Source organism: Curtobacterium sp. HSID17257 (assembly GCF_003989515.1).
Taxonomy (GTDB): domain Bacteria; phylum Actinomycetota; class Actinomycetes; order Actinomycetales; family Microbacteriaceae; genus Curtobacterium.
In genome coordinates, this window is the sequence record NZ_RBLU01000023.1 from 1 (window position 1) to 19,059 (window position 19,059).

18 protein-coding genes are annotated in these 19,059 nt (G+C 70.7%); 2 read left to right on the plus strand and 16 right to left on the minus strand.

Features of this window, described 5'->3' with window-relative positions; all coding sequences use genetic code 11:
* The coding region (locus D8M35_RS05850; RefSeq protein WP_174234695.1) for a Maf family protein at window positions 1-321 on the plus strand (321 nt) is incomplete at its 5' end.
* A gap of 79 nt (window positions 322-400) precedes the next feature.
* Entirely contained in the window at window positions 401-2,179 is a 1,779-nt protein-coding gene (locus tag D8M35_RS05855; protein ID WP_126890993.1) for a biotin carboxylase N-terminal domain-containing protein, read from the plus strand.
* 75 nt (window positions 2,180-2,254) lie between these two features.
* Here the strand turns inward: D8M35_RS05855 and D8M35_RS05860 are convergent, their stop codons facing one another.
* The 16 genes from D8M35_RS05860 to D8M35_RS05935 all read right to left on the minus strand — a co-directional run bounded on the left by D8M35_RS05860 (window position 2,255) and on the right by D8M35_RS05935 (window position 19,026).
* A complete protein-coding gene (locus D8M35_RS05860; RefSeq protein ID WP_126890994.1) occupies window positions 2,255-3,187 on the minus strand; it encodes a hypothetical protein in 933 nt (310 codons plus the stop codon).
* Between the two features lie 177 nt (window positions 3,188-3,364).
* Window positions 3,365-5,017, minus strand: a complete 1,653-nt coding sequence (locus D8M35_RS05865; protein ID WP_126891023.1) for a phospho-sugar mutase — start codon at window positions 5,015-5,017, stop codon at window positions 3,365-3,367.
* 92 nt (window positions 5,018-5,109) lie between these two features.
* Window positions 5,110-5,937 (minus strand): purine-nucleoside phosphorylase, encoded by an 828-nt coding sequence (locus tag D8M35_RS05870; RefSeq protein ID WP_126890995.1) that lies wholly within the window; start codon window positions 5,935-5,937, stop codon window positions 5,110-5,112.
* A 32-nt stretch (window positions 5,938-5,969) separates the two neighbouring features.
* Window positions 5,970-6,248 carry a PTS sugar transporter subunit IIB gene (locus D8M35_RS05875; RefSeq protein ID WP_126890996.1) on the minus strand — a complete coding sequence of 93 codons (279 nt, stop codon included), beginning with the start codon at window positions 6,246-6,248 and terminating at the stop codon, window positions 5,970-5,972.
* Complete coding sequence (locus D8M35_RS05880) at window positions 6,245-6,691, minus strand: PTS sugar transporter subunit IIA (protein ID WP_126890997.1); 447 nt, start codon at window positions 6,689-6,691, stop codon at window positions 6,245-6,247. The genes D8M35_RS05875 and D8M35_RS05880 overlap by 4 nt, the downstream gene beginning before the upstream one ends.
* A 2-nt stretch (window positions 6,692-6,693) precedes the next feature.
* A complete protein-coding gene (locus tag D8M35_RS05885) occupies window positions 6,694-7,806 on the minus strand; it encodes an adenosine deaminase (protein WP_126890998.1) in 1,113 nt (370 codons plus the stop codon).
* Window positions 7,807-7,940: 134 nt separating this feature from the next.
* The gene (locus D8M35_RS05890; RefSeq protein ID WP_126890999.1) at window positions 7,941-9,230 is read right to left on the minus strand and encodes a thymidine phosphorylase; all 1,290 of its coding nucleotides are present in this window, start codon (window positions 9,228-9,230) and stop codon (window positions 7,941-7,943) included.
* 4 nt (window positions 9,231-9,234) lie between these two features.
* Complete coding sequence (locus D8M35_RS05895) at window positions 9,235-9,762, minus strand: cytidine deaminase (RefSeq protein WP_274542768.1); 528 nt, start codon at window positions 9,760-9,762, stop codon at window positions 9,235-9,237.
* 19 nt (window positions 9,763-9,781) lie between these two features.
* Window positions 9,782-11,068, minus strand: coding sequence for an ABC transporter permease (locus tag D8M35_RS05900; protein WP_126891000.1), 1,287 nt, complete (start codon window positions 11,066-11,068; stop codon window positions 9,782-9,784).
* The gene (locus D8M35_RS05905; RefSeq protein ID WP_126891025.1) at window positions 11,065-12,315 is read right to left on the minus strand and encodes an ABC transporter permease; all 1,251 of its coding nucleotides are present in this window, start codon (window positions 12,313-12,315) and stop codon (window positions 11,065-11,067) included. Before D8M35_RS05905 ends, D8M35_RS05900 begins: the two co-directional genes overlap by 4 nt.
* 172 nt (window positions 12,316-12,487) lie before the next feature.
* Window positions 12,488-14,008 (minus strand): ABC transporter ATP-binding protein, encoded by a 1,521-nt coding sequence (locus D8M35_RS05910; RefSeq protein WP_126891001.1) that lies wholly within the window; start codon window positions 14,006-14,008, stop codon window positions 12,488-12,490.
* 95 nt (window positions 14,009-14,103) lie between these two features.
* Entirely contained in the window at window positions 14,104-15,174 is a 1,071-nt protein-coding gene (locus tag D8M35_RS05915) for a BMP family protein (protein WP_126891002.1), read from the minus strand.
* Window positions 15,175-15,443: 269 nt separating this feature from the next.
* Window positions 15,444-15,974 carry a hypothetical protein gene (locus D8M35_RS05920; RefSeq protein ID WP_126891003.1) on the minus strand — a complete coding sequence of 177 codons (531 nt, stop codon included), beginning with the start codon at window positions 15,972-15,974 and terminating at the stop codon, window positions 15,444-15,446.
* Window positions 15,975-15,979: 5 nt separating this feature from the next.
* The gene (locus D8M35_RS05925) at window positions 15,980-16,459 is read right to left on the minus strand and encodes a hypothetical protein (protein ID WP_126891004.1); all 480 of its coding nucleotides are present in this window, start codon (window positions 16,457-16,459) and stop codon (window positions 15,980-15,982) included.
* 70 nt (window positions 16,460-16,529) lie between these two features.
* On the minus strand, window positions 16,530-16,907 hold the full coding sequence (locus D8M35_RS05930; RefSeq protein ID WP_148113333.1) for a hypothetical protein: 378 nt from the start codon (window positions 16,905-16,907) through the stop codon (window positions 16,530-16,532).
* A 190-nt stretch (window positions 16,908-17,097) separates the two neighbouring features.
* Entirely contained in the window at window positions 17,098-19,026 is a 1,929-nt protein-coding gene (locus D8M35_RS05935; RefSeq protein WP_126891006.1) for an alpha/beta hydrolase, read from the minus strand.
* Window positions 19,027-19,059 lie beyond the last annotated feature (33 nt).

Sequence of the window (19,059 nt, forward strand, 5' to 3'; positions counted from 1 at the left end):
TCGCTCGGCACCGCCGGCCACCTCGGCGACGTCGCGCCCGGCGGGTCCACGCTGGTCGCCGCCGGCGACCACGTCGTGGCGGTGGACAGCGCGGTGCTGACCTTCGCCGAGGACGTGTCCGCCGACGAGATCGACGCCTACGTGGCGACGGGCGAGCCGCTCGAGGTCGCCGGGGCCTTCACGATCGACGGGCGGGCCGCCGCCTACATCACCCGGATCGACGGCGCGCCGTCGGCCGTGGTCGGGCTGTCGCTCCCGGTGCTGCGGTCGATGCTGCTCCGCGGCTTCGGTGTCGCCTGGCACGACCTGTGGGAACTGTAGACATCCACACTGCTCGGCGCGGTTTCTTTGTACGTGCCGGTCAAAACCGGCCGCCGCTGCACGAATACGCTGACGTACCATGCCCCGTATCAGCAAGGTCCTCATCGCGAACCGCGGCGAGATCGCCGTCCGCATCATCCGCGCGGCCCGCGACGCTGGCAAGGCCTCGGTCGCGGTGTACGCCGACCAGGACCGCGACGCCCTCCACGCCCGCCTCGCTGACGAGGCCTACGCGCTGAACGGCACCACGAGCGCCGACACCTACCTCGTGATCGACAAGATCATCTCGGTGGCCCGTCGCTCCGGCGCGGACGCCGTGCACCCCGGCTACGGGTTCCTCGCCGAGAACGCCGACTTCGCCCGTGCCGTCATCGACGCCGGGCTCACCTGGATCGGCCCCTCGCCGGAGTCGATCGAGCAGCTCGGGGACAAGGTCTCGGCGCGGCACGTGGCCGAGAAGGTCGGCGCGCCGCTCGCGCCGGGCACCATCGAGCCCGTCGCGGACGCTGCCGAGGTCATCGCGTTCGCGGACGAGGTCGGTCTGCCGGTCGCAATCAAGGCAGCCTTCGGCGGCGGCGGCCGTGGCCTGAAGGTCGCACGCACGCGCGACGAGGTCGCCTCGCAGTTCGAGTCGGCGACGCGCGAGGCGATCGCCGCGTTCGGTCGCGGTGAGTGCTTCGTCGAGAAGTACCTCGACAAGCCGCGCCACGTCGAGACCCAGTGCCTGGCCGACGAGCACGGCAACGTCGTCATCGTCTCCACCCGCGACTGCTCGCTGCAGCGTCGCCACCAGAAGCTCGTCGAGGAGGCCCCGGCGCCGTACCTGACGCCCGAGCAGCAGACGCGCCTGTACGAGTCGTCGAAGGCGATCCTCCGCGAGGTCGGCTACGTCGGCGCTGGCACGTGCGAGTTCCTCATCGGCGCGGACGGCACGGTCTCGTTCCTCGAGGTGAACACCCGCCTGCAGGTCGAGCACTGCGTCTCGGAAGAGGTGACGGGCATCGACCTCGTCCGCGAGCAGTTCCGGATCGCCGAGGGCGGCACGCTCGACTACGAGGACCCCACCCCGCGCGGCCACTCGTTCGAGTTCCGCATCAACGGCGAGGACCCGGGCCGCAACTTCTTCCCGGCGCCCGGTCCGGTCCACGCCTTCACCGCTCCCTCCGGCCCCGGCGTCCGCGTGGACTCCGGTGTCGTGTCCGGCGACGTCGTCTCCGGCTCGTTCGACTCGATGCTCGCCAAGCTCATCGTCACCGGTGCCACGCGAGAAGAGGCGCTCGAGCGTTCTCGTCGTGCCCTCGCCGAGTTCGAGGTCACCGGTCTGCCGACCGTGCTGCCCTTCCACCGCGCGGTCGTGTCGGACCCCGCGTTCGCGACGGACGACGAGACGCCGTTCAGCGTGTACACGCAGTGGATCGAGACCGACTTCCAGAACGACATCCCCGCCTGGAGCGGCTCTCCCGAGGAGCTCCCCGCACCGGCGGCGCGCGACAGCGTCGTCGTCGAGGTCCAGGGCAAGCGCATCGAGGTCACCATGCCCTCGATCGTCGGCGGTGGCGCCGCGGGTGCCGCGGGTCGTCGTCCGGCCGGCCCGTCCGCTCCCCCGAAGCGTCGTTCGTCGGGCGTCCGCGGTGGCCTGGCCTCGTCCGGCTCGGTGACCTCGCCGATGCAGGCCACGGTCGTGAAGCTCGCGGTCGCCGAGGGTGACACCGTGGTGAAGGGCGACCTGCTCGTCGTCCTCGAGGCCATGAAGATGGAGCAGCCCGTGCAGGCCCCGCGCGACGGTGTCGTGACCGGCCTGAACGCCCCCGTCGGCCAGACGATCTCGTCCGGCCACGTGCTGCTCGAGCTCGCGTAGCGCGGGGCCGCGCGGCGCGCACGACCGCGCCCCCTCACGAACATCGCACCCCGGTCCTCCGGGGTGCGATGTTCGTCAGAGGGCGCGTCGCGCAGCCAGCCGCCATGCGCTCGCCCAGTTCCACCCGAGCGGCAGACCCGCCTCGGAGAGCAGTCGAGGCAGCTGGCCGGCGGGCAGCGCATCCGTCCAGGTGACTCGAGCGAAGCCTTGGACCTCGTCGAGCCGACGGATCCGATCCTCGCGCCGCTTCTCGTCCCAGAGGGTCTCGCGTCCCGTCATGGTGTACTTCTGGCGACCGTCGAACTCGACCACGACACCGTGCTCCGGGTACCAGAGGTCGACGCGGTCACGGAGCACTCCCTGGTGACGGAACTCGTGCTGCAGGACGGGCGACGGTGCACCGAGTACGATGCCGCCCCACCGCGTGATGCTCTCACCCGGCGACTCGGCACTGCCGTCGGCCGCCTCGACGAGGGTCCTTGCCCGGCAGTGGTTCCTGGCCGACCGCGCGTCGAGGGCCGCACGCAGGTCGGCCTTCGAACAACCTCGTCGGAGGACGGCGTCGAGCACGACCACGGCGCGCCACGGATGTTCCGACAGCGCGACGTCGACCCCGGTCTCGGCGAGCGTCCCGACGAGCACACCATCGATCCGGACAGCATCGGGTCGCCGGCCGGCCCCACCCACCCGTTGGATCCGCGGCTTCACCTGCCCGCGGTCGCGGTCCGGATCGGTCACGACGACCCGGTCCCCGAAGGATCCCACCCACGGTAACCCGTGCATCGCGACCGCGGACCGGTGGCTCACGATCACCGCCGGTGCGTGCACCTCGACGAAACTCCTGACCAGGATGCGGTGCTGCTCTTGCGCGGAGGCCTCCGTCCAAGCAGCCCGCGGGACGTACGAGCCGCGGTGCAACCGTACGAGCTCGCCGTCCTCGGCAGCCCGTCGGACACCCGCTGCGACGCTGTCGGGGAGACCGGAAGTGTGGATCGGCTCGATGGTCATGCCGGCAGCGTGCACGACACGAGGTACCGGGAGCGCTCGGAACCCGCTCCCTGTGGAGAGCGCCATGCGATCGCGCCCCCGTACGAACGTCGCACCCGTGTGCTCAGGGATGCAACGTCTGTACGGGGGCGCGATCCCCGACCGGCGGCACGGCCACGGGCCGCCGCAGCCGCGCCGCTACGACACGAGGGGGCGCACGTCGGCGGCGAGGGCCTCGACGAGCGCCTGCGCCTCGGCAGGGGTGTCGGCCACGGTGTCGATGTAGACCTTCACCTTGGGCTCGGTGCCGCTCGGGCGGACGATGACCCGTGCGCCGCCGTCGAGGTCGTAGCGCAGGATGTCGGACGGCGGGAAGCCCGAGGCTCCGTCCGAGTAGTCCGTCACCGAGACCACGGCACGACCACCGAGCGACGAGGGCGCCGACGACCGCAGGGACGCCATGACCTCCCCGATGCGCGACAGGTCGTCCACGCGGGTCGACACCTGCCCGGAGGCGAACGCCCCGAACTCGGCAGCGAACGCGTCGAGCTGGTCAGCGACCGTCTTCCCGGAAGCGGCCAGCGAGACGGCGAGGTCGAGCAGTGCGAGCGCGGCCGAGATGCCGTCCTTGTCCCGGACGACCGTCGGGTCGACCAGGTAGCCGAGCGCCTCCTCGTAGCCGAACACCAGGTCGGGCACGCGGGAGACCCACTTGAAGCCGGTCAGCGTGTCCCGGTACTCGAGCCCGTACCGCTCGGCGACCCGGGCGAGCGCGGGCGAGGACACGATCGACGCCGCCAGCGCACCCGTCACGCCAGCACTCTGCGCGCGAGCAGCTGCCCGCCAACCGAGCAGCCAGCCGACCTCGTTACCGGAGAGACGGCGGAACGACCCGGCGCCGTCGGGGATCGCGAGCGCGAGGCGGTCCGCGTCGGGGTCGTTGGCGATCACCAGGTCGGCGCCGACGGCGACACCGCGCGCGACCGACAGGTCCATCGCGCCCGGCTCCTCCGGGTTCGGGAAGGACACGGTGGGGAAGGCACCGTCCGGCTCGATCTGCTCGGGCACCACGGCGGGCTCCGCGAACCCCGCGGCGGCGAACACGGCGCGAGCGGTCTCCCACCCGACCCCGTGCATGGCCGTGTAGACGACCTTCGGCTGGGCGTCGACCGGGAGGGCCGGGGCCGGCACCGTCGCGGCCGTCGCCTCGACGTACGCCCGCGTCAGCTCCGGGCCCGCCACCGTGTAGTCCGTCGCGCGGACGAGGTCGCGCACGTCGCCCGCGGCGACCGCGTCGATCGCCGAGGCGATCTCGCCGTCGACCGGCGGGACGATCTGGGAGCCGTCGTCCTCGCCCCCGAGGTACACCTTGTAGCCGTTGTCCCGCGGCGGGTTGTGGCTCGCGGTCACCATCACGCCCGCCCCGACACCGAGGTGGCGCACCGCGAACGCGAGCACCGGCGTGGGCAGCGCCGACGGCAGCAAGGTGACCTCGAGCCCGAGGCCGCGCATGACCTCGGCCGAGTCGCGGGCGAAGACGTCCGAGTTGACCCGGCCGTCGTACCCGATCACGACGCTGCGGTCGCGTCCGGTGTCGATCAGGAAGCGCGCGAGACCGGCGGCGGCCTGTGTCACGACGACGCGGTTCATGCGCTGCGGGCCGGCGCCGAGCTCGGCGCGCAGCCCTGCCGTGCCGAAGGCGAGGCGTCCGGAGAAGCGTTCGCGCAGCGAGTCCGCCGCGGCGGCGTCCCCGGACGATGCGGACGCGACGAGCGCGTCCAGCTCGGCACGGGTCTCGTCGTCCGGGTCCTGCTCCGACCAGGACCTGGCGGCGGTGAGCACGGCCTCCAGACCGTCAGCAGCAGCGCGGTCCCGGACGGGCTCGGTCCCCTCGCCCAGGTCGCCGTCCACGATCGCGCCGTCCGAGGCGCCGTCGTGCCGGGTCACAGCGCCGCCACCACGCGGGCGAGGAGGTCGGCGATGACCGGCTCGGCCTCGCGCCCGGCCTCGAGGACCTCCGCGTGCGAGAGCGGGGTCTTCTGGATGCCGGCGGCGAGGTTCGTGATGAGCGAGAAGCCGAGGACCTCCATGCCCGCCTGACGGGCGGCGATCGCCTCGAGCGCGGTCGACATGCCGACGATGTGACCGCCGATGGTCTTCGCCATCTGCACCTCGGCCGGGGTCTCGTAGTGCGGGCCGCGGAACTGCGTGTAGACGCCCTCGTCGAGGGTCGGGTCGATCGACTTCGCGACCTCGCGCAGCCGCGACGAGTACAGGTCGGTCAGGTCGACGAACGTGGCGCCCTCGAGCGGGCTGTCCGCCGTCAGGTTGATGTGGTCGCTGATCAGGACCGGCGTGCCCGGCTTCCAGTGCTCCTTGATGCCACCGGCACCGTTCGTGAGCACCATGACCGTCGCACCCGTGGCCGCAGCGGTGCGGACGCTGTGCACCACGCGACGGACGCCGTGGTTCTCGTAGTAGTGCGTCCGCGCACCGATGACGAGTGCGTGCCGACCGTCCTGCAGGCGGATCGACCGAACCGTGCCGGAGTGGCCGGGCACCGCCGAGGCACTGAAGCCGGGGACCTCGGCCGCGGAAATCTCGGACACCGTCTCGCCGATGATGTCGGCTGCCCTGCCCCAGCCCGAGCCCAGGGTCAGGGCGATGTCGTGCCGCTCGATGCCGGACCGGTCGGCGATGACGGCGGCGGCGGCGCGGGCGACCTCGAACGGGTCGGCGGCGGGGTCGTTCAGCGGGTTCTCCGTGCTCATGCCCCAACTCTAGAGGCAGCGTCGGGAGCCGCTCAGTGCTCCCCGAGCGCCCGGTCGACCGCGGCGGTGATCTCGCCCTGGTCGAAGTGGTTGCGGATCACGATGACCTCGGCGTAGGTGTCCCCGATCGCCTCGACGAACTCCTGGCTCGTCAGGATCACGTTGGCGTCCTCGGCCACCGCGCGCACGGAGGCGACGTCCGCGGCCACGACCGACGCGGACAGCCCGAGCGTGCCGAGGGCCTTCTCGGCGTTCACCTTGAGGATGCCGCTGGAGCCGATCCCCGCACCGCAGATCGTCACGATCTTCACGCCGACACCCCCATGATCGCCCGGACCTCGTCGGCCGACGTCGCCGCCGCGAGCCGGGCGGTCACGGTGTCGTCGTTGAACGTGTTCGCGATGTCGCCGATCGACTCGAGGTGCGTGCCGACCTCGGCGACGGCGAGCCCGAGCACGACCGACACCGGATCGTTGTGCGGGTGGCCGAACGACACGGGTTCGCGCAGCGTCACGACGGCCAGTCCGTCCCGCAGCACCGCGGGCCCCGGCCGGGCGTGCGCGAACGCGAGCCCTGGCGAGATGACGATGTACGGCCCGTGCTCGTCGACCAGGTCGATCATGGCGTCGGTGTACGGCGGCGTCGCGGCGCCCGAGTCGACGAGCGCACCACCGGCGATCCGGAGCGCGTCGCGCCACGAGGACGCGGTCGCCCCGAGCACGACGGCGCCGTCCGGCAGCGGCGGGAGGGACATCGCTAGGCCTCCTGGTGTCCGGCCGTGATGGTCGCGATGATCTCCTCGCGGTCCTCGAGCGGCAGGAACGAGCCGAGGGCGGCGTTGATCTGGAACGCGGCGAGGTCGTCGAGGTCGTACCCGAAGGTGCCCGCCAGGAGCGCGAGTTCCTTCGACAGCGACGTGTCGCTCATCAGGCGGTTGTCGGTGTTCACCGTCACGCGGAAGCCGAGCTGGTACAGCACGTCGAAGGGGTGGTCGGCGAGGTCGTCGCCCCACGCGGCGATCGCGCCGGTCTGCAGGTTCGACTGCGGCGCGACCTCGAGCGGGATCTCGCGGTCGCGGACCCACGACGCGACCTCGCCGAGCGACGCGAGCGTCGAGCCGTCACCGGCGTCCGACAGCGTGATGTCCTCGAAGATCCGGACGCCGTGCCCGAGGCGCAGCGCACGGCCGTCCACGAGCGCCGAGCGGATCGACGCGAGCCCGTCGGCCTCGCCCGCGTGCACGGTCACCGGGAACAGCTCCGACGCCAGGTACTCGAACGCCGCACGGTGGTTCGCCGGCGGGAACCCGGCCTCGGCCCCGGCGATGTCGAAGCCGACGACACCGCGGTCACGGTGCCGGACCGCCAGCTCGGCGATCTCGAGGGACCGGTCGGCGTGGCGCATCGCGGTGACGAGCTGACCGATCCGGATCGCACCGCCGGCGGCGTCGACGGCCTCCTCGATGCCGGCCTGCACCGCCTCGACGGTCTGGTCGAGCGTCAGCCCGCCCCGCAGGTGCTGCTCCGGCGCCCAGCGGATCTCGCCGTAGACCACGCCGTCGGCCACGAGGTCCTCGACGAACTCCTTCGCGACGCGGTGCAGCTGCGGTGCGGTCTGCATGACCGAGGTCGTGACGTCGAAGGTCTTCAGGTACTCGACGAGCGAGCCGCTGTTCGACTGCTCGGCGAACCACGCCCCCAGGGCCGCGGGGTCCGTCACCGGCAGCTCGATGCCCGCCTGGTCCGCCAGGTCCACGATCGTCGCCGGGCGCAGTCCGCCGTCGAGGTGGTCGTGCAGCGAGACCTTGGGCAGGTCGTCGATGACCGCTCCGGCGTCGGGCAGGCGGTAGGTGGGGGCGTCGGCGCTCATGACTCCAGGCTATCGGTGGTCGCCGACGCCACGTCCGTCCCTGTGCACAACGGACGGCCGGACGGACTGGAGGCTCCCCACAGCCGTGTGGGGAGCCTCCGGTCGTCGGCGTGGCCGGGTCGCGGCCGTGGCGCTCAGCCCGTGATGCGCTCGCGCACGATCGGTCCGCGCTCGGGCGCGGAGGTCCCGACGGACCACGCACCCTCGAGCGACTCCAGCGCCCGGTCGAACCGCGCCGGCTCGTCGGTGTGGAGCGTCCAGAGCGGCTGCCCGGCCGTGACGGTGTCGCCCGGCTTCACGTGCAGCTCGATGCCGGCGCCCGCTTGCACGGGGTCCTGGGCACGCGCACGCCCGGCACCGAGACGCCACGCGGCGATGCCGAACGGCAGGGCGTCCTGCTGGACGAGCACGCCGGACCCGCTCGCCGTGACCACGTGCTGCTCGCGGGCGACCGGCAGGTCGGCGGCGGGGTCGCCGCCCTGGGCCGCGATCATCCGTCGCCAGGTGTCCATGGCCCGGCCGTCGGCCAGCGCCGCCGCCGGGTCGGCGTCCGGCAGACCGGCGAGCCGGAGCATCTCCTCGGCGAGCGACACGGTCAGCGACACGACGTCGGCCGGTCCACCACCGGCGAGGACCTCCACCGACTCGCGGACCTCGAGCGCGTTGCCGATCGTCAGCCCGAGCGGGACCTCCATGTCGGTGAGCAGCGCCGACGTGGCGACGCCGGCGTCGTTCCCGAGGTCGACCATCGTCTGCGCGAGCTCCTTCGACGCCTCGTAGGTCGGCATGAAGGCGCCGGACCCGAACTTCACGTCGAGCACGAGCGCACCCGTGCCCTCGGCGATCTTCTTCGACATGATGCTCGACGCGATGAGCGGGATGCACTCGACGGTGCCGGTGATGTCACGGAGCGCGTAGAGCTTCTTGTCCGCCGGGGCCAGGCCGGAGCCGGCTGCGCAGATGACCGCGCCGACATCGGACAGCACCTGCATCATGCGGTCGTTCGAGATCGACGCCTGCCAGCCGGCGATCGACTCGAGCTTGTCGAGCGTGCCGCCGGTGTGCCCGAGCCCGCGCCCGGACAGCTGCGGGACCGCCACGCCGAACGACGCCACGAGCGGCGCGAGCGGCAGCGTGATCTTGTCCCCGACGCCACCGGTCGAGTGCTTGTCCACGGTGGTCTTGCCGAGGGCGTCGAAGGACATCCGCTCCCCCGACGCGATCATCGCGAGCGTCAGGTCCTTGATCTCCCGACGCTCCATGCCGTTCAGGAAGATCGCCATGGCCAGCGCCGCCATCTGCGGGTCCTCGACGTACCCGCGGGTGTAGGCGTCGACCAGCCAGTCGATCTCGGCGGTGGCCAGGGCGTCGCCCGAGCGCTTGGTACGGATGAGGTCGACGGTGTCGAAGGGCTCGACGGCCATGTGATCAGTGCTCCTGCTGGTAGGTGGCGAGGGTCCGCGGCCCGAACGCGTCCGGGAGGACCTCGTCGATGGTGCGGATCCCGGAGACGGTCTCGAGGAGCATGCCCTCGGTCGAGTGCTCGAACAGCAGCTGCCGGCAGCGGCCGCACGGCATGAGCGTCGCGCCGTCGCCGTCCACGCAGGTGAACGCGACGAGCTTGCCGCCGCCGGTCATGTGCAGCTGCGACACGAGCGAGCACTCGGCGCACAGGGTCACCCCGTACGACGCGTTCTCGACGTTGCAGCCGGAGACGATCCGTCCGTCGTCGGTGAGCGCCGCGGCACCCACCGGGAACGACGAGTACGGGGCGTACGCCCGTCGCATCGCGGCGGTCGCAGCGTCCCGCAGGGCGCTCCAGTCGACGTCGACGCTCGCGTCGACGTCGGACCCGGAGCCGGCCTGGAGGCTCGTGGCCGGGTCGGTCCAGGACGGCTCGCCGGTCGCGGGGTCGGTGGCGACCGCGTCGCCGTCCGCAGGGTTCGTGTGGGTCATGTGCCGCACCTCCAGGCCGTCAGCTCTTGGTGTACGGCTTGCCGGCGGCCGCCGGTCCGCGCGACTGCCCGACCAGGCCGGCGACCGCGAAGATCGTGACCACGTAGGGCAGCATGAGCAGGAACTCGCTCGGCACCGGCGAGTCGATCGCGCCGAGGATGTTCTGCAGGTTCGACGCGAAGCCGAACAGCAGCGCCGCGAGCGTCGCCCGGATCGGGTCCCAGCGTCCGAAGATGACGGCGGCCAGGGCGATGTAGCCCGCGCCGGCGGTCATGTCCTTCGTGAACGGGCCGACCGCGTCGAGCGTGAAGTACGCACCGCCCAGACCGGCGATCGCACCCGCGAGCGACACGTTCCAGAAGCGCGTCCGCGCGACGTTGATGCCGACGGTGTCCGCGGCCTGCGGGTGCTCCCCGACCGCGCGGAGGCGCAGGCCCCAGCGGGTCTTGAACAGCGCGAAGGTGACCACCGCGACCGCGACGTAGGCGAGGTAGACGACGACCGTCTGCTCGAAGAACACCGGGCCGATGACCGGGATCTGGTGCAGGACCGGGATCTCGAGCTTCGGGAAGCGCACGCCGACGTTGAGCGTCTGCTCGTTCGGCGAGAGCACCTGCGAGTAGAGGAAGCCCGTCAGGCCGGAGATGAACGCGTTGATGACGACACCGACGATGACCTGGTCGACGAGGTACTTGATGCTGAACGCCGCGAGGACGAACGACACCAGCACGCCGGCGATCAGTGCGCCGACCAGGCCGACCCATGCCGAGCCGGTGAGCGAGGCGATCATCGCCGAGGTGAACGCGCCGGCGAGGAACTGGCCCTCGATCGCGATGTTCACGACACCGACGCGCTCGGAGATCACACCGCCGAGGGCACCGAACACGAGCGGGACGCTCAGGCCGAGGGCACCGACGAGCAGGCCGGGGACGGGGATCGTGTCGCCCGCGGCCGACCACGTGAGGAAGCCGACGACGAAGACGACCGCGAACACCGCGGTGAGCCAGAGCGGGATCCGGCGGGACGCGCGGACCTCGACGACGGCGTACACGGTGGCCAGGGCCAGCAGGACGATGACGACGATGCCGGTGCCGGTCGCGGGGAGCGGGACGTTCGGCAGCGCGAAGAAGTCGCCGCCGTTCGCCAGCCGGAACGTGGTGTCGCCGGCACGGTGCAGCACACCGAAGAACAGCAGCGCGAGCAGGGTGAACACACCGAACCCGATCGGGGCCTTCCAGCTCCGGGTCGTCTCGATCGGGCGGTCGGACAGCGCCGGCGCGGGCGCCGCGGTGGTGGTGGTGCTCATGCGGCGACCGCCTTCCGGGAGTTCTTCGCGGCACGACCGCGACGACGCGCACCCGGCTGCGGGATGCGGAAGATCGCACGGACGAGCGGCGGTGCGGCGATGAACAGGACGATGAGCGCCTGGATCACGCCGACGATGTCGATCGGGATGTCGTTCGCGGCCTGCATGGCGTAGCCGCCGTTCTTCAGCACGCCGAACAGGATCGCGGCCCAGAAGACGCCCCACGGCTTCGAGCGACCGAGGAGGGCGACCGTGATCGCGTCGAAGCCGATGCCGGCGTCGATGCCCGAGGTGAAGCCCGACGTCACGGCGCCCTGTACCTGGTAGGCGCCGGCGATGCCGACGAGCGCACCCGAGATGACCATCACCCAGATGGTGAGCGCGGGGACGCTCATGCCGGCGACGCGGGCGGCGCGGGGGTTCTCACCGATCGTGCGGAAGCGGAAGCCGAGCGACGACTTGTTGACGAGCCACCACACCACGACCACGGCGACGAGCGCGACGACGAAGCCGAGGTCGATGCCGTACCGGGGACCGAACAGCGCGGGGAAGACCGCGCTCTCCTTCGTGGCGGGCGAGATCGGGTTCGAGCTGCCCGGCGCCTGCAGCAGCCCCGGCGTGCGGAGCAGGTAGCTGACGAGGTACAGCGCGACGTAGTTGAGCATGATCGTCAGGACGACCTCGTTGGCGCCGGTGCGGGCCTTGAGGAGCCCGACCAGGCCGCCCCAGAGCGCACCGCCGACGATGCCGGCGACGACCGTGAGCGGGATGTGGATCGCGGCGGGGCCGTCGAACGAGAAACCGACCCACCCCGCGGCCGCGGCGCCGATGAGGATCTGGCCCTGGCCGCCGATGTTGAACAGGCCGGCGCGGAAGGACAGGGCGATGCCGAGGCCGGCGGCGATCAGCGGCACGGCGTAGTCGACCGAGCGGGTGATCGGGGCGATGGCCTGCGCGAACGAGCTCGCGCCGAAGTTCACGACGGAACCCTGGAAGAGCGACTTGTAGGCGCCCCCGACCGCGGTCCCGACGGCCTGGAAGGTGTCGGTGGGGCGGGCGAAGAAGTAGCCCGCTGCTGCGCGCACGTTCTCGTCGGTGACGGCGATCAGGATGCCGCAGGCGACGAGGGCGAGGACGACGGCGAGGACCGTGACGAGCACGGAGCCGTTGACGATACTCTGCAGCGCGGTGCTCCAGCGGTCACCGCCGGCGGCCCGGCGCTCGGTGTCGTCCGCCGAGTCCGTCATCAGGTGCGGGGTGCCCTCGACGTCCTGCAGGCGGTCGTCGGTGGGTGCCTCGGTCGGGGTCGCCGACGTGCGGTCGTGCTCGGCCGGGGTGGCCGGCTGCGTGTTGTCTGGCGTGTTGCTCACGCTGCCAGCTCCGTTCCTGCTGCGTTGGTGCTGTGGAGTTCCCCGGTCATCATGCGACCTGTTCCGTTCCTTCGGGGAGTTCCCCCGCCATCATGAGGCCGAGGACGTCGCGCGGGGTGTCCGCGGGGACGATGCCGACGATGCCGCCGCGGTACATGACCGCGATCCGGTCGGCGAGCGCCACGACCTCGTCGAGCTCCGTGGAGACGACGATGACCGGGACACCGGTGTCGCGGGTCGCGACGATGCGCTTGTGCACGAACTCGATCGAGCCGACGTCGATGCCGCGCGTGGGCTGCGCGGCGACGAACAGCCGCAGCTCGCGGCTCAGCTCGCGGGCGAGGACGATCTTCTGCTGATTGCCGCCCGACAGCCGACCGGCCGCGGTGGTGCGCGACGGCGTGCGGATGTCGAACTCGGCGATCTTCTCGTCGGCGAACGCGTCGCGCTCGGCGGAGCGGATCGTGCCGGCCCGCACGAACTCGTCGTGGTCGGCACGGTCGAGCATGAGGTTCTCGGCGATCGTGAACTCGCCGACCAGGCCGTCCTCCTTGCGGTCCTCGGGCACGAAGCCCACACCCGCGTCGAGGACCTGTTTCACCGTGCGGCCGGTGAGCTCCTTGCCGTCGAGCTTGATCCGGCCCGCGTGCACGGGCTCGAGGCCGATGATCGCCTCGGTCAGCTCGGTCTGTCCGTTGCCCTGCACGCCGGCGATCGCGAGGACCTCGCCCCGGCGGACGGTGAACGAGACGTCGTCGACGAGCACGACGCCCGACGGGTCGGTGACGGTGACGCCCTCGACGACGAGGGCGTCCTCGCCGCCGGACGCGGGCGTCTTGTCGACGACGAGCGAGACGGCGCGGCCGACCATGAGGGCGGCCAGCTCGTTGTTCGTCGCGGTCGGCGAGGCCTCGCCGACGACCTTGCCGAGGCGGATGACCGTGATCCGGTCGGCGACCTCGCGCACCTCGCGCAGCTTGTGCGTGATGAAGACGATCGCGGTGCCGGCCTCGCGGAGCTGGCGCATGATGCCCATCAGCTCGTCGGTCTCCTGCGGCGTCAGGACGGCGGTCGGCTCGTCGAACACGAGCACCTTCGCGTCCCGGGACAGCGCCTTGATGATCTCGACGCGCTGCTGCACGCCGACGGGCAGGTCCTCGATGCGGGCGTCCGGGTCGACGTCGAACCCGAAGCGGTCGCTGATCTCGCGGACGCGCTTGCGGGCGCCGGCCAGGTCGAGTCGTCCGCCGAAGGTCGTCTGCTCCTGACCGAGCATGACGTTCTCGGCGACGGTGAACACCGGCACGAGCATGAAGTGCTGGTGCACCATGCCGATGCCGGAGCGCATCGCGTCGCCGGGGCCGTCGAAGTCCTGGACGACGTCGTCCAGGAGGATCTCGCCCTCGTCGGCCTGGTACAGGCCGTAGAGCACGTTCATCAGGGTGGACTTGCCCGCACCGTTCTCGCCCAGGAGGCAGTGCACCTCACCGGGTTCGACCGTGAGGGAGATGTGGTCGTTCGCGACCAGGGGGCCGAACCGCTTCGTGATCCCGCGGAGCTCGAGCTTCATGTTGTCTACTGCGTTCCTGTTGGTCAGCACGCCACCCGTCGGTGGACGCGCGGAAACGCGGGCGGAGGATCGATCCCCCGCCCGCGTTCACCCGACTACTTGTCCGACTGCGTCTCGACCTTGATCGAGCCGTCGATGATGCCCGACTTGATCTTGTCGAGCTCGCCCTGCAGACCCGAGTCGATCTTCGACTCGTAATCGTGGAACGGCGCGATGCCGACGCCGTCGTTCTTCAGGGTGCCGACGTACGGCTCCTTCGAGAACTTGTCGTCAGCCGCCTGCTCGACGACGTCCTTGACCGCCGGGCGCATGCCCTTCATCACCGAGGTGAAGGCGATGTCCTTGTAGCGGGGGTCGGCCTCGTACAGGTCGCTGTCCGCACCGATCAGGACGGAGCCGTTGTTCGCGTCCTTGATCGCCTCGGCCGCCGACTGGTAGATCGGGCCACCGACGGGCAGGATCACGTCGGCGTCCTGGTCGAGCAGGGTCTGCGCGACCGACTTGGCCTGCGTGCCCGCCTCGAAGCCGCCGGTGAAGGAGCCCTTGCCGGTCTCGACGTTCCAGCCGACGACCTTGACGTCCTTCTTCTTCTGCTCGTTGTAGTACTTCACGCCGTCCGCGAAGCCGTCCATGAAGATGGTGACGGTCGGGATCTGCATGCCACCGAAGGTGCCGACGACGCCGGTCTTCGAGTACGACGCTGCCGCGTAGCCGGCCAGGAAGGCAGCCTGCGAGGTGTCGAACGTGATCGGCTTGACGTTCTTCGCGTCGATCGAGTTGTCGTCGATGATCGCGAACTCGGTGTCGGGGTTCGCAGCGGCCTGCTTCTTGGTGGCGTCTGCCAGGTTGAAGCCGACCGTGATGATCATGTTGCAGTTCTGGTTGACGAGCTGCTCGATGTTCGAGTCGTAGACCGTGGCGTCCTTGGACTCGGCCTTGTTCGTGTCGGCGCCGAGGTCCTTCGCCGCGTCGAGCATGCCCTCGTAGCCGAGCTGGTTGAACGACTTGTCGTCGAAGCCACCGGCGTCGGAGACCATGCAGGGGCGGAAGTCGGTCTTCTTCGCCGAGGCGCTGTCGGACGGGGCGGCCGAGCAGCCGGCCAGGACGGCCATGGTGCCGACGAGCGCGAGGCCGCTGAGCACGACCTGACGGGTACGAGATGTCACGGGTTGGTTCCTCCGGAGGGCGGTGCCCGGACCACGTGCGTTCCGGGCGATCGTGGCGACAGTACACGACCGTCGGGTCGGTACAGAACGCCCCTGAGGGACTCCTGGGATCAGTTACCCGATCGCGACCCCGACGAAACGCGCCCGTAACGCCGACGTCCCCCGTCGCCGCCCGTCCGGGGGACGATCCGGGGATTTCGTGGTGGAGCGCTACAGCGGGCGACACCTGCCGTCGATCGTGCACGGAAGCACCAGTCGACGGTCGCGCATCACTCGTCGGCCTGCTGCTCCGCGATGCGGTCGGCGTCGCCGGGGAAGCACAGCGAGACAGCCTGGACCGTGTAGTTGCCGGAGACCGCGGAGAAGCTGCTGGACGCGATGTCCCCGCCTTTCCCGCCGAAGACCACCGGACCGGTGCTCGTGTCGCGCGCGGTCACGCGCATGCCCCGCGCACGCCAGTGGTCGGTCAGCGCCGTGCCGTCTCCCGCCGGCCGTCCCTCGATCGCGCTCCCCGTCAGGTACCGCCAGTGCGCTCCGCGTTCCCCGTCGGGCAGCCTGCACCGCTCCGCTGCATCCGGTCCGGTCCGCGCTGTCCACTCTCCACCGAGGAGCCCGGTGGCGTCGTCCATAGCAGCGATCATCTGTTGCTTCGCGGTTCCGGCGTCAGCAGCGGGATCTGTCGGTCGGTCCGTGTCCGTGTCGACCGCGTGGGACGCGCAACCGGTGAGCAGTGCCGTCAGCGGGACGATGACGCCCGAGCGCGCGACCTTCCGCCCCGTGATCTGCCGTGGGGAGAACATGACGGTCATCCGTCGGCCTGCTGCTCCTCGATCTCGTCTGCGTCGCCAGCGATGCACAACGAGAGCGCCTGGATGCTGTCGTTGCCGGGAAAGGCGAAGAAACGGATCGTGTCGACGCGATCGCCGCCGCGAGCGACCATCGCTGGCCCCTTGGCGTCAACAAGTCGGTCGACCCTCATGCCGTCGGACCTCCAGATGCCGGAGGCAGCAACAGCATCGGCCTCCGCGTCACCCGACTCTGATCGCGCAACTCGGTACACCCACCGGGCTCCTTCTCCGTTGCTCGACAGCTGACAGCTCTCGACGTAGTCGGGAGACGTCCGCGTTTCCCATTCGCCGCCGAGCGCAGCGGTCGCCTGATCGACGACGTCGATCATGGTGCGCTGAGCCGTGTCCGCGTCCACAGGCGTGGTCCTCTCGGTCGATGGGACTGCACCGCGCTGACCGGCACAGCCGACGGTCGTGACCGCAGACAGCAGCAGCATCGCCGTGACCGTGGTGATGCGACAGGCAGGACGTCTCGCGGGCATGTGCCTCAGCATCCGTCGGGCCAGCTCAAGACCCGCTGCCCTGCTCCTCTTCGATCTCATCGGCACTCCCCGGGAAGCAGAGCGATTCGGCCTCCAAGGTGTACTTGCCGGGGAACGCGTACAGATCGATCAACGCGGTCGACGCTCCACCTCGTCCGACGACGACCGGGCCGTCAGGATCCGCGACTCGTTCGACGGTCATGCCCGCGGACTGCCAGGTACTCGTGACCGTCGCAGCGTCGCCGTCCGGACTGCCACCTGCGTCCGTCCTGGTGATCAGGTAGACCCAGTTGGCTCCTTCTCCACCGTCGGGGAGCGTGCAGCTGTCGACGTAATCCGGACCCTGCGTGGTGACCCACTCGCCCCCGAGCTGCGACGCGGTCCTGTCGACGAGCTCGGTCATCTTCCGCTGAGCAGTCTCGGGGTCCATCTGGGCCGTCCTTCCCTCTTCGGATGGCGTCTCGCCTACCGAAGGGTGTCGAGTGCAACCGCTGATGAAGATCAGCAGTGCAAGGGGTGTGAGGGCAACGCTCGTCAGGCGCCGCACGGTCAGCTGGGCAGACATTCGTCTCCTCTCGAGGCTCTCCGGCCTCTCATCCTGATGACGCCGGTGTGAGCTCGGCATCGCGGCCCGTGGTCGCGAGTCCCACGTTGCGCAGGCTCTCGGTACCACGGTCGAGGTACCCCCGAAGGTCACTCCTCAAGGGATCGTGATGGAGAACCGGTTCGAGGTCCGTCCCGTCCGCAGCCGTCGCGCCGTCCACTCCGAACACGTTCACGCCGAAGATGTCGCGTGTCGGGTCCACGTGGTGCGCGTAACTCTGTTCACGGCCGAACTCGGCCCATTCGTCCCCCAGACCTTCCTTGCCGGTCGGCGCGTCCTTCGCCCGTGCTGCGTACACGTGGTCCGCGTGGATGTCGGTGATCGAGCGCATGTGATCCGGAAGCCCGGCCGAGCCCAGAGCGACGAAGCGATCGACGTGGACACCCTGCTCTGCGAGGGCGACGGCCGCGGTCGTCGTACCGTACGAGTGCGCCACGACGTTCGTCTCAGGCATCTGACCCGCACGGACCGCGTCGAGTCCCCGGAGCGCGTCAGCCAACTGTCCGCCGCCCTTCTTCGCCTTGCCCATGAACAGCACGTCCTTCTCGTCGGGGGTCTCGTAGCCGATCCACGCGACGACCGCGTGCGACGGAGATCCCGGGCGACGGGCTTGCTCCTGGTAGATGTTCTGAGCGCCTCTCGACCACATCGTCATGTCCGCGGACGTCGTGTTCATGCCCGGGACAGCCCAGGTCACCGAATCCGCACGATCGAGATCGCCGATCGAGACAGCAGCGAGCGGCGGTCGATCGTCGGTGAGTGCGATGAGGAAGCGCTTGCCGTCGGAACCCTTCTTCGTCAACGCAGCATTGACGTTCCGGAGGGCCTTGCGGTCCGCGTACAGCGCCGTGAGTTCCCGCGCCAACACCCGTGAGCCGTCACCCGCCGATGCGACCGTCCGCTCCAGCTGCTGGATCTGGCGCTCCACGTCGACCAGTCGCTGGTTCAGCACGAGGGCGTTCGCCGTACTCCGCGCCCAGTACGGGACACCCTCGAGGTTCCCGAGTCGCGCGAGCACGTCCGTCGGGAAACCGTCGAACACGCTGGCGTCGGCCGTCGTCAGCCCGAGCGCAGCCCAGCGCTCCGCGACCTCCGTCGGCGTCAGGTGCTCCGCGAACAGCCGTTGGAGGGCAGGCGCCGCCTGTCCGGTCGCCGCGATGTCGAGAGCCGCGTTCGACAGCGACCCACTGCCGCCGGCGGCCTCGAAGGCGTCGGCGATCCTGCCGATCCAGCTCCGGTCCTCGTCGTTCTCGCGCACGTAACGCGCGAAGCCCGCCGGCATGCTCGCGCGGTCGACCGTGACCCAGGCGCAGGAGGCCCGGAAGGAGGACCACGCCGATCGCACGCGCTCGGATTCGGCCGACGCGGTCGTGTCCAGTCCCGAGGTCGTCGTGACGAACGCCCGGAGCGCGCTCGGATCGGCAGAACTCCTGCCACGGCTCGCCCCGTCGCCGTAGCGCGCACGCTCCCGACCGCGGAACTCGGCGTCGACCTCCGGCCTCGGCTCGGGTTCGGTCGCCGGCTCGGGATCGGTGAAGCGCTCCAGTGCGTCGACGACCGATCGTCCTGCGGATCCGGCGAAGGCCTCGGCCACGGACGCCGCCCGCTTCCGGTCGGCGTCACGTGCCTTCCACTCGGCGTGGTCACGCTGGCGCTTCCGTTCGCGCTCCGCAGCAGCGACCGCGGCGTCGATCTGGTCGGCGAGGTCGACCAGCACGCCCGCCAGCCGCGCACGGTCCTCGGCCTCGACCACGGCCGCCTCACGGAACCGCTCAGCGTACGAGCCAGCAGCGTCGTCGAGCGCGGATGCGACGACGTCCGCCCGCTGACCGGCCTGCCCCCGCAACGTCTCAGCTGTTCGTCGCGCGACGCGTGCGAGCGCACGTGCATCAGCAGCGTCGAACTGGATGTCCCCCATCAGCACTCCCCCGAGTCAGCCCGGTCCCCGCGA